Consider the following 18847-nt stretch of genomic DNA (forward strand, 5'->3'; position numbering starts at 1 on the left):
GGGCCGACTGGCGGAAGCACTCGTGCTGTACCGGAAAGAGGCCGACGCCGGTGGACGGGACGCGGTGGCACATGTCGCCGCCCTGCACGAGGAACTGGGGAGACCCTCGGAGGCCCTCGCCTGGTACCGGCGTGCGGCGGAAGGAGGTGATCCGGAGGTTTTCCCGCAGATCGCTCGCCTGATGACGGCAGCCGAGGGGCCGGGCGATTCCGCTCTGCAGCAGTTCCCGGGCCTGCTGGGTCAGGTCACCCAGGCGCAGGGCGAGGCGGGTCAGGGCCTCGTAGAGCAGGTGGACTGCCCGCAGGTGTTCCAGGCGCGGGGCCAGGGCCGAGAGTGCGATGGCCGCGGCCACGCCCGCCCAGGCCACCGGGCCGAGCGGGGTGCAGCCGAAGAAGTGGCTGACGCCGGGGGTCTGGACGAGCGCGGCGAGTACGGCGGCCGAGCCGAGGGCCGTCACCCACACCAGCGTGCTGTGGCGGCGGCCGGCGAGGGTCTGCACGAGCTGGGCGCCGACGACACCGCACAGGGCCATGGTGGTGGACCGGCGTTCGGTGCCCGGGGTGAGGCGGCCGATGAGATACGCCGTGACCGCGCCGAGGCAGGTGGTGATGCCCCGGCGCCGGATGGAGCGCAGCAGCGGGGCGCCGAGGACGTCGAGGCTCATCGGGCCGGTCGCGGCGTGCTCCGCCGTCGAGGGGTCATCGCTCGGCGTGACCGCCACGGCCATGGCCGGGAACATGTCGGTGAGCAGGTTGACCAGCAGCAGCTGACGTGTCGACAGGGGCGAGGCACCGGCCAGCAGGGTGCCGAGGACGCTGAAGCCGACCTCGCCGGCGTTGCCTCCGATGAGGATGCTCACCGCGTCGGCGACGCTGCGCCACAGGGCACGGCCCTCGGCGACCGCGTCGACGAGTACGGACAGGTCGCCCGTGGTGAGCACGAGGTCGGCGGCGTTGCGGGCGGCCGCGGAGCCGCGGGACTCGACGCCGACCCCGACGTCGGCGGCGCGGATGGCGGCGGCGTCGTTGGCACCGTCGCCGGCCATCGCCACCACCCGTCCGGCCTGTTGCAGGGCCTCGACGACGTGCAGCTTCTGCTCGGGTGCGACCCGGGCGATGACGCCCGCGCCGTGCAGCACCCGGACACGCTCGCGGCGTTCCATGGCCACGAGTTCGTCGCCGGTCACCGCCTCGGTCTCCTCCGGCCAGCCCAGTTGCAGGGCGATGGCGCGGGCGGTCTCGGGGTGGTCACCGGTGAGCATGACGGGCAGGATGCCGGAGCGGCGGAGTTCCGCGAGCAGGGCGTGCGAGGTGTCGCGCGGGACGTCGGCGAGGGCGACGAAACCGCTGAACTCCAGGTCCGCGAGCGGTGCGTCGAGTTCGGCCTCGGCGTCATCGGCCCGGCAGGGGCGCCGGGCGACGGCGAGGACGCGCAGCCCCTTTCCCGCCAGCTCGTGGGCGGTGTCGGTCGCGTGGCCGGGGAGGTCCCGGCAGGCGGGCAGGATCGTCTCCGGGGCGCCCTTGACGACGAGGAGTTCACCGAAGTCCGGGTCGCCGTCGCGGCCGACCGCCGCGGCGTAGCCCCGCCGTGTCTCGAAGGGCAGCTCGCCGGTCGGGGCCCAGCCCTCGTCGGGCGGGGCGACGTCGAGGACGGCCTCGTCGGTGGCGTGCGCGACCCGGCGGCCCTCTCCGGTCTCCTCCTGCGGGCAGGCGCGCGCGGCCAGGCGCACGACCGGCAGGGCCTGTTCGGTGCCGGTCTCGACGACGGTGCCGTCGGCGGTGGCGACGCGGACCAGGCGCAGTCTGTTCTCGGTGAGGGTGCCGGTCTTGTCGAAGCAGACGGTGTCGACCCGCCCGAGCGCCTCCAGGGTGCGCGGGGTGCGGACCAGGACGCCGCGCCGGGACAGCCGCCGGGCGGCCGCCATCTGCGCGACCGTGGCGACGAGCGGGAGTCCTTCCGGAACGGCGGCGACGGCGACCGCGACACCGCCGCTGACGGCGCGTCGTACGGGGCTGCCGCGCAGCAGGGACAGTCCGGTCACGGCGGCGCCGCCCGTGAACGTCACCGGCAGCGCCTTGCGGGTCAGTTCCTGCAGCCGGGCCTGGACGCCTGCGGGCGGCGGGGTGCGGGCGGCGAGGGTGACTGCGCGGCCCGCCTCGGTCTGGTCGCCGGTGTCGACGACGAGGGCGGTGGCGCGTCCGGCCACGACGGTCGTGCCCTCGAACACCATGCAGGTGCGCTGTGCCACCGGCAGTCCGGGCGTGGCGTCGACGGCCTTGGTCACCGGCAGGGACTCGCCGGTGAGTGCGGACTCGTCGACCTCGAGGCCGTCGACCTCCAGCAGCCGGGCGTCGGCGGGTACGACGTCGCCTGCGTCGAGGCTGATCTCGTCGCCGGGCCGCAGCCGGGCGGCGTCGACGGTGACGGTGCGCCGATGCCTGTCCTGCATGCGGGCCTTGGGCTGCTGCCGGGCGGCCAGCCGGGCCAGTGCCTGTTCGGCGCGCAGCCGCTGGAGTCCGCCCGTCACGGCGTTGAGGTCCATGGCGCCCACGACCAGCAGGGCGTCGACGAGCGAGCCGAGCAGCGCGGAGGCGACGGCACCCGTGGCCAGGACGGGGGTGAGCGGATCGTCGAGTTCGCGGCGTACGGCACCGGCCGCCTGCCACGTCCAGCGGGCGGGGGTCACGGCCGGGTGGCGGCTCAGGCGTCCGGCCTGCTGTCGCGAGCGGTCGGCGAGCAGGGCGAGTCCGCGGGGCTCGTCGTCGCGCCCGGTGCGTCCCAGTCGGTCGCGGGCCTCGTGGGGCTCCAGGGCGTGCCAGGGGATGTGCAGTCGTGGCGGGGGCGGGGTGGCGCGGGCCACCCGGACGGCCGCGAGCCAGCCATTGAGCAGGGCGTAGGCGGCGGCGATGTTGACGGGGGCGTGCCGGGTGAGGGGCCACATGCCGAGTCGGCCCGGGCGCTGTCCGCCGCGGGCGACCAGGAGCCCGGACAGGGCGGCGCCCGCGCGGGCCAGGGTCTGGGACCGGCGTCCGACGCGCCGGGCCGCGGGGATCGCCGTGAGCAGCCGCCAGACGTCGGCGAGGCCGCCCGGGGCCAGGGCGTCGACGCCCCAGGAGACGGCGGCCCGTCCGTCGGTGAGGGCGATCGCCACGTCGCCCGCCGGCAGACCTTCCGCCACGTGTCCGTCGCCGGACGCCCTGAGGCGGGCGACGGTCACCACCACGTGCCCGTCCCGCTGCAGGGCCCGCACGACGTCGCCGAACGGTTTCGCGCCCGGGGCGACCTCGTCGGCGAGCCGGGTGATGTCCTTCAGGTCGGAGCCGCCGGCGATCACGACATGCAGTCCCGCCCTGCGGGCGGCGTCCAGGACGGCCTCGGCGAAGGGGTGGACCGGGTCGTCGGGCAGCCCGTCGCCGTCGTCCTCGGTGTCCTCCCGCCGGCTGCGCAGGGCGTCGGCGTGCAGGACCAGGGCGTCGGCGATCTCCAGCTGCCGCAGGCGCTCCCCGTTGCGCAGGAGGATCCCGGCGTGAGCGAGGAAGGTGCCGAGCGTCGCGCCGAAGGCGGCCGGTCCGTACCGGGCCGCCTTCGGGGATCCCGCGAGGACCGCTTCGGCCGCGTCGCTCGCCCTGTGCGTGACGAGGAGGGTGGCGGCGGCGCCGGCGACGCTGCCCGTGCTGGCGTGGGAGGCGTACTCCGCGGCGGGCGTCACCTTGAGCGGCGGCCGGGTGTCCGGGGGGCAGGGCAGGCTGGTGCGCCGTTCCTGGACGATGTCGTCGTGCAGTGCCTCGAAGGCCGCGGCCCTGGCCACGGCCTCCGTCAGCTGGGTGCCGCGCAGGGCGCCGTCGAGCAGGAGCGCCAGCGGGGTCTGGCCGGCGCCGTGTGCGGCGGCGTTGGCGGCGGCGAGGACGAGTTCCATGCCGGGGCTGCCGAAGCGGTCACGGAGCAGGGCGCGGAAGCGGGGGTTCTCGCGCAGCAGGGTGACGGTGGCGGTGATGATGCGTGAGGTGGGCGGCAGGCGCAGGGACCGGCCGACCAGGGCGCCTGCCGCGCCGGCGGCGTCCAGCAGGATCGCCGCCGCGGTGACGCGTACCTCGGTGGGGTCGCCTGGGTGGCTGGTGTCCCGGGCAGTCGGGTCGGCGCCCTCGTCCAGGCCGAAGCGGGCCGCCAGTTCGGTGGCGCGCTCGGTGACCCGGTCGGTGGCGGCCTCCTCGGCCAGGGTGATCACCATGCGGGACAGTCCCTCGTCCCAGTACGCCATGAGGACGTCCGGGTGGTCGAGCAGTTCCCCGGCCAGCTCGCGGGCGAGCGTGCCGGCCTCGCCGTCGGAGCTCCGCAGGGCGAGGTGGAGGTGCTGCCCGGCCTTCCAGTGCTGCCCCCCGGTCAGGGCGTTGCGCGCGACGTTGCGCGCGCGTCGCGTGGTGTCGTAGACGGACGTCACGCCCTGGGCGGTGTTACGGACGGCCCCTGCGGCCGCCCCTGCCACGGCCCCGACGAGCGGGGCGACGTCGAAGCGTGTGAGCATCTGCCGCTGTCCCGACTCAGCCGGCGGACCGGCTGTCGTGTCCCTGCGGGTGAGCGTGTTCCCGGTCCGGCTCCTCGCCGTGCGCCTCGTGGTGCGCGGTGGCTTCGGCGACCTGCTTCAGCGCGGAGGCGGTGGCGGTGTCGCCCACCTTGGCGGGCTGTTCGTGAACGTGGTGTTCGGGCCGGTCGTGCCGGTAGTGGGACGCGGCGAGCCTGCCGCCGGGGCCGTACGCGGAGGTGTCCTGGTCCTCCGGCGTGTCCCTGGCAACGGTGCCCTCGCGGCGTTCGCCGGCCCGGGCGGTCCGCGTGCCGCCGTTCGGTGACGCGCCGTCGGGTTCCTGTCCGGGCCGGGGCCGGGTCAGCCAGGCGACGGCGGCGCCGGTCAGGGCCACCGGCCACTCCACCACTCCGGCCACACCGAGCACACCGGCACCGGCGTAGACGGCCATCCGGCGGCCGCGCGGCGACACCGCGCCGACCCTGTCCAGGGCTCCTCCGGCCACCTTCCCCACCTGTTCGGCACCCGGCAGATGCCTCAGGCCCGAGACCACGGCCCGCAACGGCTGCGGAAGATCAGACGAACGTGATGTCTCCTGGTTCATGCCGACCTCCACAGGTGCGTTTTTTATCCGTCTTCAACCGGTTTTCCAGCTTCTTGCCCCATATTCCGTCGTCGACGGTGTGAGCGCTTGTCTTGTTCGGCCGGAGCAGCGAGTCGCAGCCTTCCGTGTCGGCACAGGCGCGCTGGGTACTCAGAGCGGGCACGCGGGCCCTTGCGGCAGCGGAGTGTCCGGTTCGGCGAATGGAGTGGTCATGACGGAGAACGGTGATGACGCGACGCTCGTCCGGCGGCCGGGGATACCCGACCTCCGACTGGCACCGGACCGGACCGAGCCCGCGCCGCCCCAGGACCCGCAGGCCGGCGAGCCCCCGCACGAACTGCCCCTGGACCGCAACCAGGCGATTCTGGAGGCGGCCAAGCAGGTCGGTTCCCTGCTGAAGCGGAAGGGGCATCTCTTCGCGCTGGCCGGGAGCGTGGCCGCCTACGCGCACGGAGGTGAGAAGAACCTCCAGCACGACGTCGACTTCGCCGTCCGCCCCGAGGACGCCGAGGCGGTGGCCGTCACGCTCCGGGACGCGGGACTGACCGTCTACACGCCGCCGGAGGACTGGCTGATCAAGGCCACGTGTTTCGGCCAGCCCGTCGACATCATCTTCGAGCTGGCGGACCGCCCGGTCGGCGCGGACATGCTGGAGCGGGCGGAGGAGATCTCGGTCGACTCGGTGCGCATGCCCGTGCTGGCCCCGACCGACCTGCTGTGGAGCCTGGCCGCCGCCTTCTCCGAGCACCACTGCGACTTCGGCGCCGCCCTTCCCATCGCGCGCGCCCTGCGGGAGAAGGTCGACTGGGAGCGGGTACGGCGCGAATGCGGGGACGCGCCCATGCCCGCCGCCTTCTTCTTCCTCCTGGAGCGCCTGAACGTCATCTGAAGGAGCACCCATGAGCACCCACGGTTCCCAGGACCCGGGCGGCGCGCCGTCGGCGCAGAACCTGGACTACCGCATCGCCCATCTCCAGGAGCGACTCGCCTCCGGCGAACTCGGTGAACTCGGCGTACGGGTAGAGGCCCGCGGCGGGACGGTGCTGCTCACCGGCACCGTGCCCTCGGCGCCCTGCCGCGACGAGATCCTGCGCACCGCCCTCGAGGAGCTCGCCGGGACACCGGTGCACAGCGACCTCGTGGTCACCGAGGCGTCCTCCCCCGACCACGCGGAGGAGCTCTCATGATCCGTATCGCAGCCGTCGGAGACATCCACATGGGGCCCGACAGCCAGGGTGCGCTCCGCCCCGCGTTCGACACCCTGCCCGAGTGCGCCGACCTCCTGCTGCTGGCCGGGGACCTCACCCGGCACGGCACCGTCGAGGAGGCCCGGGTGGTGGCCCGGGAGATCCAGGGCCTCGGGGTGCCGGTGGTCGCCGTCCTGGGCAATCACGACCATCACGACGACAAGCCCGACGAGGTCACGGCCGTGCTCAGGGACGCCGGCGCGCATGTCCTCGAGGGGCAGGGGACGGTCGTGCCGTGCGGCGGTGCGCGGGTCGGCGTGGCCGGCACCAAGGGGTTCGGCGGCGGCTTCGTCGGCCGCTGCGCCGGGGAGTTCGGTGAGCCGGTCATGAAGGAGTTCGTCAGGCACTCGCGCCGCTGCGCCGACGGACTGCGGGCGTCCCTGGAGCGGCTCGGCGAGGTGGGCTGTGACGCGCGGATCGCCCTGACCCACTACTCCCCCGTCCCGGACACGCTGGCCGGCGAACCGCTGGAGATCCATCCGTTCCTGGGCAGCTATCTGCTGGCCGAGGCGATCGACACGGCCGGCGCCGACCTCGCGGTGCACGGGCACGCGCACGCCGGCACGGAGCACGGCATGACGAGCGGCGGCGTACGGGTGCGCAATGTCGCCCAGCCGGTCATCGGGCGGGCGTTCCACGTCTACCACCTGCCGGTGCGTGATCACGCGACCACCGGGGCCGCCGCCGAGGCAGCGCGCTAGCCCCGCCCTCCTTCCCGACCCCCGCTCCCCCGCCGCCGGCCGACGCCGGCGGCGTTTTCCGTGTTGCGTCGCAGCTGACGCGAGTCGTTGTTCCCGTACCGCCTCTGGTGTGAACGCCCCGCAGGTCGCGCCCGCTTCAGGCATTTTGTCTGCTTAGCATGCATGCTCCGCGCTCCCCACGTCGGCGATGCCCCACGCGTCCGTCCGGGGCGCCCTGCCCCGTACGAGAGGACACCAGATGGCGCTGACGGGCCGTCGGAAAGCACCGTCCGAGCATGCCTTCTCCCCGCACGACGCCGTACTGCGCTCCGCGGCGCCGCACGTCGCCCGCCGCCGATTCCTGACCGTCACCGCGGCGGCGGCGATGCTCGCCTTCAGCACCAACCGGCCGGCCCGCGGCGCCACCGCCGCTCCGGAACTCGACGCCGCCCGGGTCTCCGACGACCCCTTCACCCTCGGCGTCGCCTCCGGTGATCCGCTGCCCGACTCGGTGCTGCTCTGGACGCGGCTGGCCCCCGAGCCGTTCACCGCGGACGGCGGCCTGGGCCAGGAGCGGGTCGCCGTCTCCTGGGAGGTGGCAACGGACGAGTGGTTCGCGCTCGTCGAGCAGCGGGGTGTCGCCACGGCGCATCCCGAGTACGCCCACAGCGTGCACGTCGACGTCAATGGCCTGAGGCCGAACAGCCACTACTACTACCGGTTCCGGGTGGGCAGCTGGATCAGTCCCACGGGCCGGACCCGTACGGCACCGGCCGCGGACAGCGCCACCGCCGGCATGCGGCTGGCCGCCGTGGCCTGCCAGGCCTACCAGGACGGCTACTACACCGCCCACCGGCATCTGGCGGAGGAGGACGTCGACGTGGTGTTCCACCTCGGCGACTACCTGTACGAGTATCCGGTGGACTCCGCCGGCGGGGCCCGCCGCTACAGCGACCGCAAGCTGCCCGACGTGTTCAACCGCGAGACGATCACCCTCGCGGACTACCGACTGCGCTACGCGCTCTACAAGAACGACCCGGACCTGCGGGCCGCACACGCCCGGCACCCGTTCCTCGTCACCTGGGACGACCACGAGACGGAGAACAACTACGCGGGCGCCTTCGACGAGAACGGCACCTCCCCGGACCAGTTCCTGGCCCGGCGCGCCGCCGCCTACCGGGCCTACTGGGAGAACCAGCCGCTGCGCGCCGAGCAGCTGCCGCAGGGCCCCGACGCCCGGCTGTACCGCCGGCTGAACTGGGGGTCACTGGCCCAGTTCGACCTGCTCGACACCCGCCAGTACCGCTCCGACCAGGCCTACGACGACCGGCCGCACGCGCCGGGCACCGAGTCGGACGACCCGGCCCGCACCATGACCGGCGCCGCCCAGGAACGCTGGCTGCTGGACGGCTGGCGGAACTCCTCCGCGCTGTGGCACGTGATGCCGCAGCAGGTGTGCTTCTCACAGCGCAAGTTCGACGTGACCGGGCCGGCCCGGGTCTCCATGGACGCCTGGGACGGCTACAGCGCCTCCCGCGACCGGGTCACGGCGGGCGCGAAGGCCGCGGGCATCGACAACTGGATGGTCCTCACCGGCGACGTCCACGTCGGGTACGCCTTCGACATCAAGGACGACTTCGACGACCCGCGGTCCCGGACGCTGGGCACGGAGTTCACCTGCACCTCCATCTCCAGCGGCGGCAACGGGACCGAGAAGCCCGACAACTGGGACACCTACCTGCGGGCCAACCCCCACATGAAGTACTACGACGGCCGGCGCGGCTACGTCCGGGTGGAGCTGGGCCGCGCGAACGCCCAGGTCGACTTCCGGACCGTCCCGTCCATCACGCAGCCCGGGGGCACCGTCTCGACGACCGCGTCCTTCGTCACGGAGGTGGGTTCGCCCGGCCTGAAGCCCGCGTGACACGCCCGGTTCCCGCAGTACCGCAGTTCCACCGTGATCGAAGGAGACACATCGCATGGTCCACAGACACGCCGTGACCGGCCGCCGGGCGGCCCTGACCGCACTCGGCGCGCTCGTCGCCACCGGGCTCCCCTCCGCCGTGGCGGCCGAGCCGGCGCCCCCCGCGGGCCCGCTGCCCTCGGCCGCCCAGACCCTCGGCGTCGACCGGCCGTCCGCTCCGGTGCTGCGTGCTCTGCAGCGCGACCTCGGGCTGACCCCGGCCCAGGCGTCCCGGCGGCTGGTCAACGAGGCGGAGGCGGGCACCCGGGCGGGGCGGCTGCGCAACGCCCTGGGCAACCGCTTCGCGGGGGCCTGGCTGCGCGGCACGACGGCACAGGAGCTCGTGGTGGCGACCACCAACACCGCTGACGTGCCCGCCATCAAGGCGCAGGGCGCCAAGGCCGCCGTCGTGAAGAAGACGCTCCGGGACCTCCAAGCGGCGAAGAAGAAGCTGGACGGGGCAGCGGCCCGTGCCAACACCCGCGACACGCCCCTGTGGTACGTCGACATCCCGGCGAACCGGGTCGTGGTGCAGGCCCGGAGCAAGGCCGCTGCCGCCGCGTTCGTCAAGGCCGCGGGCCTCGACGCCAAGAGCGTGGGCGTGACGGTGGCGGCGGACCGGCCGCGCCTCCTGGCGGACATCACCGGCGGCGATCCCTACTACATCAACGGCAGCGCTCGCTGCTCGATCGGGTTCTCCGTCACCAAGGGCCAGCAGCAGGGCTTCGCCTCGGCGGGCCACTGCGGCAAGAAGGGCGCCACGACGACCGGGTTCAACCAGGCGGAGCAGGGCACGTTCCAGGCCTCCACGTTCCCCGGCAAGGACATGTCGTGGGTGGCCGTCAACGACCAGTGGACGACCACGGCGAACGTGAAGGTCGAGGGCGAGCAGAAGGTGCAGGTCACCGGCTCGGTCCAGGCGCTCGTCGGGGCCGCCGTCTGCCGCTCCGGCTCCACCTCCGGGTGGCACTGCGGCAAGATCGAGCAGCACGACGCCAGTGTCAGCTACGCCGAGGGCAGGGTGGACGGGCTGACCCGGACGACGGTGTGCGCCGAGCCGGGCGACTCCGGCGGGCCCTACGTCGCGGGCGTCCAGGCGCAGGGCGTGACCTCCGGTGGTACGGGCGACTGCAAGAGCGGGGGCACGACGTTCTTCCAGCCGATCAACCCGCTGCTCAGCGACTTCGGCCTCACGCTGAAGACCGCGGTCGCCGAAGCCGCGGCACCGCAGGGCAATGTCGCGCAGACCTGGGCCGCCGGCCGTGTCTACGAGGCCGGCGTCACGGTGAGTCACGCCGGGGTGCGCTACCAGTGCCTGCAGACCCACCAGGCCCAGGGCCCGTGGGCACCGACCCGCACTCCGGCCCTGTGGCAGCGGGTGTGACGAGAGGTCAGGACGGTCCGGCGCCGGCGCGGCACAAGCCGTCGGCGCCGGGCCGGGCCCGCTACGCCCCCGTCAGCAGCGCGTAGGAGGATGCCAGGAACGGGTCGTGGCCGCGGAAGCGGCGGGTGCACACGGCGGCGAGGGCCGTGCCGGTGTCGGGGCAGAAGCCCAGGAACGCCTGCTGGCCGAGGGTCGCCCCGCTGTGGAAGTACATCGGTCCGCCGTCGGCCGGGTGACGGAACCAGGCGGTGGTGTGGACGTGCCGGTGTCCGATGCCCCGGCGGAGCACGGGTCGGCGCACCTCGCGCAGGGCCGCGGTCAGTTGTGGTGATGGGCCGGTCGGGTCCAGATGGGCCTCGAGGAAGGTGAGCAGGTCGTGCGGCGTGGCCCGTACGGCACCCGCGGCCTGGAAGCCCCCGGCGTCGAAGGCGGGCACGGGTGACCGGCCGTCCCTGCCGTGCCCGAGCGCGTCGAACCCGGAGTCGTCCGCGCGCAGCGTCGTGCCGTCCAGGCCGAGCGGGTGCAGGACCTGGCCGGTGAGCAGGTCCTCCCACGGTGTGCCGGTCGCGGCGGCGAGCGCGTGTCCGAGCACGGCGACGCCGAAGTTGGAGTAGCGCCACCGGGTGCCCGGGCGGTGGCGCGGACCGTGACGCAGGAAGGCGTCGACGACCCGGGCGGCCGGGAAGCGGCCGTAGGGATTGGTGTGCCAGGCGGGCAGGGCGCGGAGGAAGAAGCCGGGCGGCAGGGCGGGCAGTCCGGAGGTGTGGGTGATCAGATGGGAGAGCGTCACCGGGTGGGCACCGGCCGGCCGCCCCCGGTCCAGGAAGGCGATGGCCGGCTCACCGCCGGACAGTCTTCCGCTGTGGATCAGCCGGGCCAGCAGCAGCCCGGTGAACGTCTTGGCGGCCGAGCCGATCTCGTACCGCAGCTCCTCCCGGGGAAGCGGCGGAGGCGGGGCGGTGCCGCCGCTCAGGACGATGCGGCGGCCGTGCCGTGAGAGGGCGAAGACGACGTCCGGCGCGTCGGCCGCGGTGACGGCGTCCGCCAGCCGCGCGCCGAGCGACCCGTCGTCCGGGGCTGGGCGAACGGCCACGGGTGTGACAGGAGGGGAATCGCGTGGTTCGTCCTGCCACGCGGCGTGCCGGCGGGTCGTCACGAGGCGTGTGCCAGTCGGGACAGGGAGCGGGACGTGGCCAGTACGGAGGCGTAGGCGGCGACCAGGGTCGGGTGGTAGACGATGTCGAACACCTCGTCGGGGTCGCCCTCGGGCATCGTCCGCAGGGCCGGCATGGCCCCGTCGGGCTGTTGTGCGGCGGCGAAGCCCTCCCAGGCGCGTTCGTCCAGGGTGGGGCGGGGCAGGCAGGCGTCGACCACCAGCAGTTCGCCCAGCAGGTCCCAGCGCTCGAGGTCCAGCCAGTCGTCGATCCAGACGGGCAGCCAGGTCGCGAGGTAGTCGGCGGTGGCGGGCGGCAGGCCGTCCGGGTTCTCTCCCCAGTCGGTCAGGTGGAACACGTTGTGCGTGACGTCGTAGGCGATGTGCCCTTCCACCGTCCAGGGCTCGGGGGTGCGGGCCAGCCAGGTGGTGTCCCGCAGTTCGGCCTCCGGAGGGCGCGGCGGGAGGCCGAACCGGCGCTGGAACGCGGACAGTCCGAGTCTGCGGGTGGGGGTCGCCTCGAACGCCACCCAGCTGTCCAGCCGGTGGTTCAGGGCGGCGGCCCGCTCCACCTCCGGCTGGCTGTAGCCGAGTTCCTTGAAGGGCAGGTACACCTCGAACGGGATGGGGGAGATCGGCTCCGTGAGCTGCCCGCGCACCAGCATGCGGCCGCCGTCCAGCGTCTCGCGCCAGGCGTGGTCGACGAGTTGCCGGGCCAGCTGTGCCTGGCGTGATCCCGCGACGCCCTCGCGGAACAGCACCTTGCAGATCATGGCGAGTTCGCCGATGGGTTTGAAGCGCTCCAGGAATCCGACCTCCGGGTCGACGTCGGGTTCCAGCTCGAATCCGTCGCGGTGGGCCCACAGCCATTCCAGGGCGCCGGCCCCGACGTTGTGGATCAGGCGGGTGTCGGTCATCCCAGCACTCCTTGTCCGCCGGGCCGGTGGTGCGTGCCCGCCCGGGCTCCGTCCTCGAGACGCCCTGTGGTCAGGGTTGCCGCGAAGGCGGCCATGAGGGTGGGGTGGTAGTGGGTGAGGAAGTCCGGGCCGCCGTCGTGGTCCGTTCCGCCTCCTTGCTCCGGGATCGCGCCGGAGGGGTGCTGTACCGCCGCGACCCGTGCCCAGGCGTCCTCGAGGACGGCGGGTTCGGGCAGCAGGGGCAGGCTCGCCGCCACGGCCAGCAGCTCGCAGCCGAGGTCCCACATCCCGGCGTCCAGGCAGGTGTCGAGCCAGGGCGGCAGCCAGTCGGCCAGGTAGTCGGCCACGTCCGGTGGTACGCCCCCGGGCCCGGCGCGTCCCCAGTCGGTGAGGTGGAAGACCACGTGGGTGAGGGAGTAGCCGGAGGACTGCTCGAAGGTCCAGGGCTCGGGCAGCCCGGCCAGCCAGGTGTGCCGCAGCGCCTGCGGCATCGCGTCGGACTGCCGGATGCCGCTGCGGGTCTCGGCGTTCAGGACGCCGAGCCGCCGGGTGGGCTCCTGTTCGGTGAGCCGCCAGCCGCGGGTGCGGGCCACCGTGGCGGTGGCCGCCTCGTAGCCGGGGTGCCTGAGGCCCGCCGCGGCCATGGCGGCGTACACCTCCAACGGGTAGGTGGCGAAGGGCTCCAGCCGTTGCAGGCGCACGAACAGCTCTCCCCGGCCGGTCTGTTGCCACGCGAAGGTCATGAGGTCGGCCGCGCACGCGTGGAGCGGGTCCGGGGGCGCGGTGTGCAGGGAGACGGTCGCGCACACCTGGGCCAGTTCCCCGAGCGGTTTCCAGCTGCGGTTCACCTGTCCGTCGGCGGCCAGCGCGTCCTCGCCCAGCGCGAACCGCTCGCGATGTGCGGACACCCAGGCCAGCGCGTCCTCGGCCACCTGGCGTGGTCCCCGAACGTCGCTCACACGAACGCTCCCGTCCGGGTCATCCGTGCCGCCCGCACCTGCAGCGCCACGAGCGGGTCCTGACCGCCCATCAGCTCCACGAAGTCCAGGCCGTTCTCGAGCCCCAGCGTCCGCGGTACGCCGTCGAGCAGGGTCAGCCAGCGTCCGGCGCCGGCCGCCTGCCGCCAGTCCCTGCGGCGTACGGCGCGCACGAAGCCGCGGGCGACGTCGACCGGCCGGTGCGCGGCCGCGCGGGCGACCGCGCTGTCCTCGCCGGGCAGGGCGAGGGCGGCCAGCACGGCGAGCTGGTGCGTCAGGAGCTGCCAGCTCGCGCCCTCGAGCCAGGCCGCGTCGGGCTCTTCGTCCGGGCCGTCGGCGTGGCCCGGGTCGAGCCGCCGCAGCGTGCGTCGCATGCCCCAGTGGCTCCACACGACGGTGGGGGCGGCGTGGGCGCCGGGCGGGTAGGCCTCCACGGCCTTCCGGAACACGGCGAGTTCGTCGTTCGGGGGCGGGTTGTGCTGAAGGGTGCTCGACAGCAACGCGTCGGCTCCCAGCACACGTACGGCCGCGAGGGCGAGGCCCTCCGCTTCCGGGTCGACCGCCACGGGGGCGGCCGCACGAGCGTGGTCTCCGCTCCGAAGAGCGGAGACCACGCCGGAAGCGAGGTCCTGCACCGCGTCCTGCAAGAGAGACGAAGTGCCTGACTGCTTCATGGTTGCTCCTGTCGGTCCACTCAACCCTTCTTGGGGCGCGGGGTGGGCGGCGACAGGAGGAGACCGAATCCGCCCTTGAACAGCGCGAGTGCGGCGCACTCACGGCTGTCGCGGTAGATGCCGTCGGTTTCTGCCGGGTCGAGCGCCGCCTCGATGTCGGCACTCTGGATGCCCGTCAGTTCCTTGGTGACCTTCTCGGTGGAGGACATTGCACCATCTCCTTGGGGGGAAGCGGATGCTTCTCCTCTAGTGCACCTGATGGGGACAAATCATGCCAACTTACCCATGAGTTTATTTAGATCACTTGTTCAACATCCGGCGCACACGTATCAGCCCCGCCCAGCGGATCGGGTGCGTGCTTTCGCCTCTGGCGGGGAACCCGGCGAGCGCTGTACCCACCGACACCCCTGGAGAGGACCATGAGTCTGTTGCGTGTGCTCGGCCGCCCCATGCTGGCCTCGATGTTCCTGACGGGCGGCCTGAGTTCCGTCCGTGCCCCGGAGGAGGTCGCCCCGCTCGCCGAGCCTGTCGTGGAACCGGTCACCGAACGTGTCTCGGCCCTGCCCGACAGCACCGAGCAGGTCGTACGGCTGAACGGCGCCGTGCAGGTCGTGGCGGGCCTGATGCTGGCCACGGGCCGGATGCCGCGTCCCGCCGCGCTGGCCATCGCGGCCACGCTGGTGCCCACGACGCTGGCGGCGCACCGCTTCTGGGAGGCGGAGGACCCCTCGGAACGGGCCCAGCAGCGCATTCACTTCTTCAAGAACATGTCCATGCTCGGCGGGCTGCTGATCGCCGCCGACGACACCGGCGCCCGCCCCTCGCTGCTGTGGCGCGGCACCCATGCCGCCCATGGCCTGCGGCACGACGCGGGACTGGTCCGCCGCTCCGTCCGTGCCACCGCGGGGCCCGCCGCCGCGGCCGGACGGGTCCGGGCCAAGCTCCCCGTCTGAACCGTCGGCAGTGCGCGTGTCCGGGACCGCGCGTTAGCCCATTCGTGGCAGGGGGGACTCGGGGGGCCGGAGGTGAAGGACATGGGACACGGAGGAAACGTCATCGACGAGCTGGTGACCGATCACCGCGAAGTCGAGGAGATGTTCGGCCGGATCGAGGCTCTGCCGTCCGGTCACCAGGACCGCAAGGTGTACGCGGACCAGGTCACGATCGAGCTGGTACGGCACTCGGTGGCCGAGGAGGCCTATCTGTATCCGGCCGTGCGCGAGCACGTGGCCAACGGGGACGCCCTCGCCGACCGGGAACTCGCCGACCACGCGACCGCCGAGCGCATCATGAAGGACCTGGAGGGCTGCGAGGCGGGCGACGCGGACTTCGACCGGCTGATGGGCATGCTGATGAGCGAGATCCGCTCCCACCTCGCGGAGGAGGAGGGGACCCTCTTCCCCGCGCTGCGGCAGGCCTGTCCGATGGACACGCTCAACGAGCTGGGCGAGAAGGTCCGCAAGGCGAAGAAGACCGCCCCGACCCGGCCCCACCCGGCCGCCCCCGACAGGCCTCCGGCGAACAAGCTCCTGGCTCCGGGCACGGGGATGGTCGACCGGCTGCGCGACGCGCTGACCGGCCGCGGCAAGTTCGACTAGAGCGGCCGCCGCACCCCGTGGAGGGCGAGGCGCGGCGGTGCCCACGGCGAGGAATTGGGGGCATGCCGGGTGGGTCAGCCGTCCGTCGCGTCGTCACGGAACCAGGCGATGGCGCGCCGCAGCCCCTCCTCGGCGCGTACCTGCGGCTCCCAGCCGAGCTTGTCGCGGGCCAGCGTGATGTCCGGGCAGCGCACGGCCGGGTCGTCCACGGGGCGTGCGACGGGGCGGATCTCCGAGGAGGACCCGGCGAGTTCGACGACCAGCCGTGCCAGGTCGAGCATGCTGATCTCGGTCGGGCTGCCGATGTTGACGGGGCCGCGCATGCCGTGTGCGGCCGCCGCCAGAACGCCGCGCACGGTGTCGTCGACGTAGCACAGCGACCGGGTCTGCCGGCCGTCGCCGGTCACGGTGAGGGGCTCGCCCGCCAGGGCCTGCCGTACGAAGGCGGGCACCACGCGTCCGTCCTCGCCGCGCATCCGGGGGCCGTAGGTGTTGAACAGCCGCACGATGCACGTGTCGGTGCCGCGGGTCTGGGCGTGGGCCGTGGTCAGCGCCTCGCCGAAGCGTTTGGCCTCGCCGTAGACGCTGCGCGGGCCGACGGGGTTGACGTTGCCCCAGTAGCGCTCGTCCTGGGGGTGCTGCCGTGGGTCGCCGTACACCTCGGAGGTCGAGGCCAGGACGAAGCGGGCCTCGGCGGAGTGTGCGAGGTCCAGGGCGTTGCGGGTGCCGAGGCTGCCCGTGTCCAGGGTGTGCAGCGGCAGCCTCAGGTAGTCCGCCGGGGATGCCGGGGAGGCGAAGTGCAGGACGAGGTCGGGCCGCTGTCTGACCGGCAGTTCCTCCGCGACGTCGGCCTGCACGAGCGTGAAGCCGGGCCGTTCGAGCAGCGGCGAGATGTTCTCCGGCCTGCCGGTGCTGAAGTCGTCCACGCAGGTGACGGCGGCACCCGCGTCCAGCAGGGCCGCGCACAGATGGGATCCGACGAACCCGGCACCGCCCGTCACGACGGCGTGTTCCCAGCTCTGTGAGAGGGCGGTGGTCATGTCGGTCTCTCCTCCGTCGGCGGCGTGGCCACGCTCAGCGTCCGCCGCCGGTGCGGGCGGGGCACGGTCGTGTACGGCAAAGAGGTGAGTGACGGAGGGTGAGGGACGGGTACCGCCCGGGGCTGTGTCAGGCGATCAGTGTGCGGCCCGGGTGGAGGCGGTCCAGGAGCCGGGAGTGGTGCAGGCCGGCCACCGGGGCGAGCAGGTCGGGGTGGCGCAGCAGAGCGGCGGCGCGGCGGTCGCCGTCGTCGGGGGCGAGGAGCCTGCGGAACTCGGCCGGTGTGCCGGTGCTGCGGCTGCCCTCGGCGAGCGCGGCCACCGCCCGGCCGGCCAGCTCCCCGTCGCTGAGCAGGCAGGCCGCCCAGCTCGCGACGACCTCGTCCACCCAGGTGCGCCAGGCGCGCGCGTCGTCCTCGTCGTCGCACGGGGCCGCGTCGGCGCCGGTGACCCAGTCGAGCCGCGCGGAGCCGCCGGGGCCCGCCATGCCGAGCAGGGCGGCGTCCGTCTCCGTCGGGTACCTGAGCCACGCCGCGACCGTCACGGCCTGCCGGGCCTGCACCTCGCACAGGGCGGAGGCCAGCGCGCCACCGGAGGCGGGGTAGGCGCGGGTCAGCCACTGGGCGGTCGCCGCGATGACAGGGGAGAGATCTGCTTGCACTGCCGGGCCGTCCGAAAGGGTGGGGGAAGTGGGGGATCCGCTCGTAGACGGTAGCCGCCGTCGTGCCCGCCCGGGCGTGACAGGGACCTCGTCCGTGACGTGGCCTCGGCCACATCGCCGCGGCCCGGAGGGAGGAGCCCCGGTGCCGTTTCGCCGCGAAGGGGCCGGGCACCCGGGCCGCGTGCTCTTCCATGGGCCCGGTGAGTCCGGCGAACCCAGTGGTCCGGCCCGGCGTACCCGCATCCGGTCGCCGCTGCGCACACTGCGCTTCGACGGCTGGATCGCGGGGATCGGAACGGCGTCCGGCGCCCGTGTGGTGGTCGGGCACTGGGCGAGGTCGCCGTTCGGGCCGTTCAGCGATGTGATGTTCGAAGCGCCCGGGGGGACGCGGCTGCTGCTGGCGCCCTCACGGGAGACGGCGGACTTCGTGGCCGGTACGTACCTCTTCGACGAGGTGCGGGTCGTGCCGGTCGGAGTGCGGGTCACGGACCGGCGGCACTGGGCCGTCTCGGCGCCGCCGCTCGATCTGCGCTTCAGCACCGGCCGCAGGGGCCTGCCGGGCCTCGCGCTGCGGGCGGTGCCGGACCGGCTCGCCACCAGCCCGGGCTGGATCGCGCTGTGGGACCGGCCCGCCCGGCTGCTGCTCGGCGCGCGCACCCACGGCAGCGCCCGGGCCGGCCGGCACCAGTGGTACGGCGTCCGGGACCTGCACCCCGTCATCTCGGCCACCGTCACCTACGAGGGCGAGAGCCTCGGCGCCCTCTCCCCGGTCGAGCCTCCCGTACGGTTCGGGCCCGGCTCGACGCCCCGCAACCCCTGCGTCGTACGCGTCACCACGCGGGTGGCCGTGGCACAGGGCCGGAGCAGGACAGGAGCAGTGCCATGACGGAACAGCGAGCGGACCCGCCGGGCGCACCGGGTGCTCCGGCCACGGACATGTCCCTGCTGGGCATCTACCTCAACGACCATCTCGCCGGTGCCACCGCCGGGACCGCCCGAGTCCGCTATCTGCTGCGCTCGTGCGGTGATCCGGCGCTCGCCGACGCCCTGGCCCCGATCGCCGACGAGATCGCCGAGGACCGGGCGAGCCTGCTCCACATCATGCGGCGGCTCGATGTCCCGGTGCGGCGTTACAAGGTCTACGCGGGCCGGGCGGCCGAGCAGATGGGGCGTCTGAAGAGCAACGGCAGCCTGGTACGGCGTTCCCCGCTGTCCACGCTGTGGGAGCTGGAGGCGCTGCGGCTGGGGGTGGACGGGAAGACCGCGGTCTGGCAGGCCCTGCGCGCCCTGGCCGGCACGGACCGGCGCCTCGACGCGCGGCAGCTCGACGACCTGGTGGAACGGGCCCGGCGGCAGCACTCCGCACTGGAGGAACTGCGCCGCCGACAGGTCGACGTCGCCTTCCGCGAGACCACCTGACGCGCAGGCCCGTC

At 73.7% G+C, this 18847-nt stretch carries 18 protein-coding genes; 9 read left to right on the forward strand and 9 right to left on the reverse strand.

From position 1 onward, the window contains the following. Positions 1-4522, reverse strand: a 4522-nt coding sequence (locus tag ACWIF2_RS23685; protein ID WP_454362632.1) for an HAD-IC family P-type ATPase, incomplete at its 3' end; no start/stop codon positions are given. A gap of 16 nt (positions 4523-4538) precedes the next feature. Beyond that, the gene (locus ACWIF2_RS23690) at positions 4539-5123 is read right to left on the reverse strand and encodes a hypothetical protein (protein WP_454362633.1); all 585 of its coding nucleotides are present in this window, start codon (positions 5121-5123) and stop codon (positions 4539-4541) included. Positions 5124-5334: 211 nt separating this feature from the next. Here ACWIF2_RS23690 and ACWIF2_RS23695 point away from each other — a divergent pair, with 211 nt between their 5' ends. The 5 genes from ACWIF2_RS23695 to ACWIF2_RS23715 all read left to right on the forward strand — a co-directional run bounded on the left by ACWIF2_RS23695 (position 5335) and on the right by ACWIF2_RS23715 (position 10397). Next, positions 5335-6012 (forward strand): nucleotidyltransferase family protein, encoded by a 678-nt coding sequence (locus tag ACWIF2_RS23695; RefSeq protein WP_454362634.1) that lies wholly within the window; start codon positions 5335-5337, stop codon positions 6010-6012. A gap of 10 nt (positions 6013-6022) precedes the next feature. After that, positions 6023-6310 carry a BON domain-containing protein gene (locus ACWIF2_RS23700; protein WP_454362635.1) on the forward strand — a complete coding sequence of 96 codons (288 nt, stop codon included), beginning with the start codon at positions 6023-6025 and terminating at the stop codon, positions 6308-6310. Next, positions 6307-7071, forward strand: coding sequence for a metallophosphoesterase family protein (locus ACWIF2_RS23705; RefSeq protein WP_454362636.1), 765 nt, complete (start codon positions 6307-6309; stop codon positions 7069-7071). Before ACWIF2_RS23700 ends, ACWIF2_RS23705 begins: the two co-directional genes overlap by 4 nt. A 238-nt stretch (positions 7072-7309) precedes the next feature. Continuing rightward, a complete protein-coding gene (locus ACWIF2_RS23710; RefSeq protein ID WP_454362637.1) occupies positions 7310-8974 on the forward strand; it encodes an alkaline phosphatase D family protein in 1665 nt (554 codons plus the stop codon). Between the two features lie 55 nt (positions 8975-9029). Then, entirely contained in the window at positions 9030-10397 is a 1368-nt protein-coding gene (locus tag ACWIF2_RS23715; RefSeq protein ID WP_454362638.1) for an alpha-lytic protease prodomain-containing protein, read from the forward strand. Between the two features lie 61 nt (positions 10398-10458). Here ACWIF2_RS23715 and ACWIF2_RS23720 read toward each other — a convergent pair whose 3' ends face one another. Genes ACWIF2_RS23720 through ACWIF2_RS23740 form a run of 5 tightly spaced genes read right to left on the reverse strand, consistent with a single transcriptional unit; the run spans position 10459 to position 14327 of the window. After that, complete coding sequence (locus tag ACWIF2_RS23720; RefSeq protein WP_454362639.1) at positions 10459-11490, reverse strand: serine hydrolase domain-containing protein; 1032 nt, start codon at positions 11488-11490, stop codon at positions 10459-10461. 59 nt (positions 11491-11549) lie between these two features. Continuing rightward, on the reverse strand, positions 11550-12467 hold the full coding sequence (locus tag ACWIF2_RS23725; protein ID WP_382488648.1) for a DUF6895 family protein: 918 nt from the start codon (positions 12465-12467) through the stop codon (positions 11550-11552). Continuing rightward, the gene (locus ACWIF2_RS23730; protein ID WP_454362640.1) at positions 12464-13426 is read right to left on the reverse strand and encodes a DUF6895 family protein; all 963 of its coding nucleotides are present in this window, start codon (positions 13424-13426) and stop codon (positions 12464-12466) included. Before ACWIF2_RS23730 ends, ACWIF2_RS23725 begins: the two co-directional genes overlap by 4 nt. Further along, positions 13423-14118, reverse strand: coding sequence for a hypothetical protein (locus ACWIF2_RS23735; protein ID WP_454362641.1), 696 nt, complete (start codon positions 14116-14118; stop codon positions 13423-13425). Before ACWIF2_RS23735 ends, ACWIF2_RS23730 begins: the two co-directional genes overlap by 4 nt. A gap of 20 nt (positions 14119-14138) precedes the next feature. Then, the gene (locus ACWIF2_RS23740; protein ID WP_382488642.1) at positions 14139-14327 is read right to left on the reverse strand and encodes a hypothetical protein; all 189 of its coding nucleotides are present in this window, start codon (positions 14325-14327) and stop codon (positions 14139-14141) included. A 210-nt stretch (positions 14328-14537) separates the two neighbouring features. Between ACWIF2_RS23740 and ACWIF2_RS23745 the strand changes: the two genes are divergently transcribed. Further along, the gene (locus ACWIF2_RS23745) at positions 14538-15071 is read left to right on the forward strand and encodes a DoxX family protein (RefSeq protein ID WP_454362642.1); all 534 of its coding nucleotides are present in this window, start codon (positions 14538-14540) and stop codon (positions 15069-15071) included. 81 nt (positions 15072-15152) lie between these two features. Further along, entirely contained in the window at positions 15153-15716 is a 564-nt protein-coding gene (locus ACWIF2_RS23750) for a hemerythrin domain-containing protein (protein WP_454362643.1), read from the forward strand. A 74-nt stretch (positions 15717-15790) separates the two neighbouring features. On the opposite strand, the gene ACWIF2_RS23755 is transcribed toward ACWIF2_RS23750, so the two are convergent. Further along, positions 15791-16756, reverse strand: a complete 966-nt coding sequence (locus ACWIF2_RS23755) for an NAD-dependent epimerase/dehydratase family protein (protein ID WP_454362644.1) — start codon at positions 16754-16756, stop codon at positions 15791-15793. A 127-nt stretch (positions 16757-16883) separates the two neighbouring features. Next, entirely contained in the window at positions 16884-17414 is a 531-nt protein-coding gene (locus ACWIF2_RS23760; RefSeq protein WP_454362645.1) for a hypothetical protein, read from the reverse strand. 253 nt (positions 17415-17667) lie between these two features. Here ACWIF2_RS23760 and ACWIF2_RS23765 point away from each other — a divergent pair, with 253 nt between their 5' ends. Both ACWIF2_RS23765 and ACWIF2_RS23770 read left to right on the forward strand, forming a co-directional pair. Continuing rightward, the gene (locus ACWIF2_RS23765) at positions 17668-18300 is read left to right on the forward strand and encodes a hypothetical protein (protein WP_454362671.1); all 633 of its coding nucleotides are present in this window, start codon (positions 17668-17670) and stop codon (positions 18298-18300) included. Then, positions 18297-18833 (forward strand): hypothetical protein, encoded by a 537-nt coding sequence (locus tag ACWIF2_RS23770; protein WP_454362646.1) that lies wholly within the window; start codon positions 18297-18299, stop codon positions 18831-18833. The genes ACWIF2_RS23765 and ACWIF2_RS23770 overlap by 4 nt, the downstream gene beginning before the upstream one ends. Positions 18834-18847 lie beyond the last annotated feature (14 nt).

The organism is Streptomyces sp. NPDC055506, assembly GCF_053643595.1.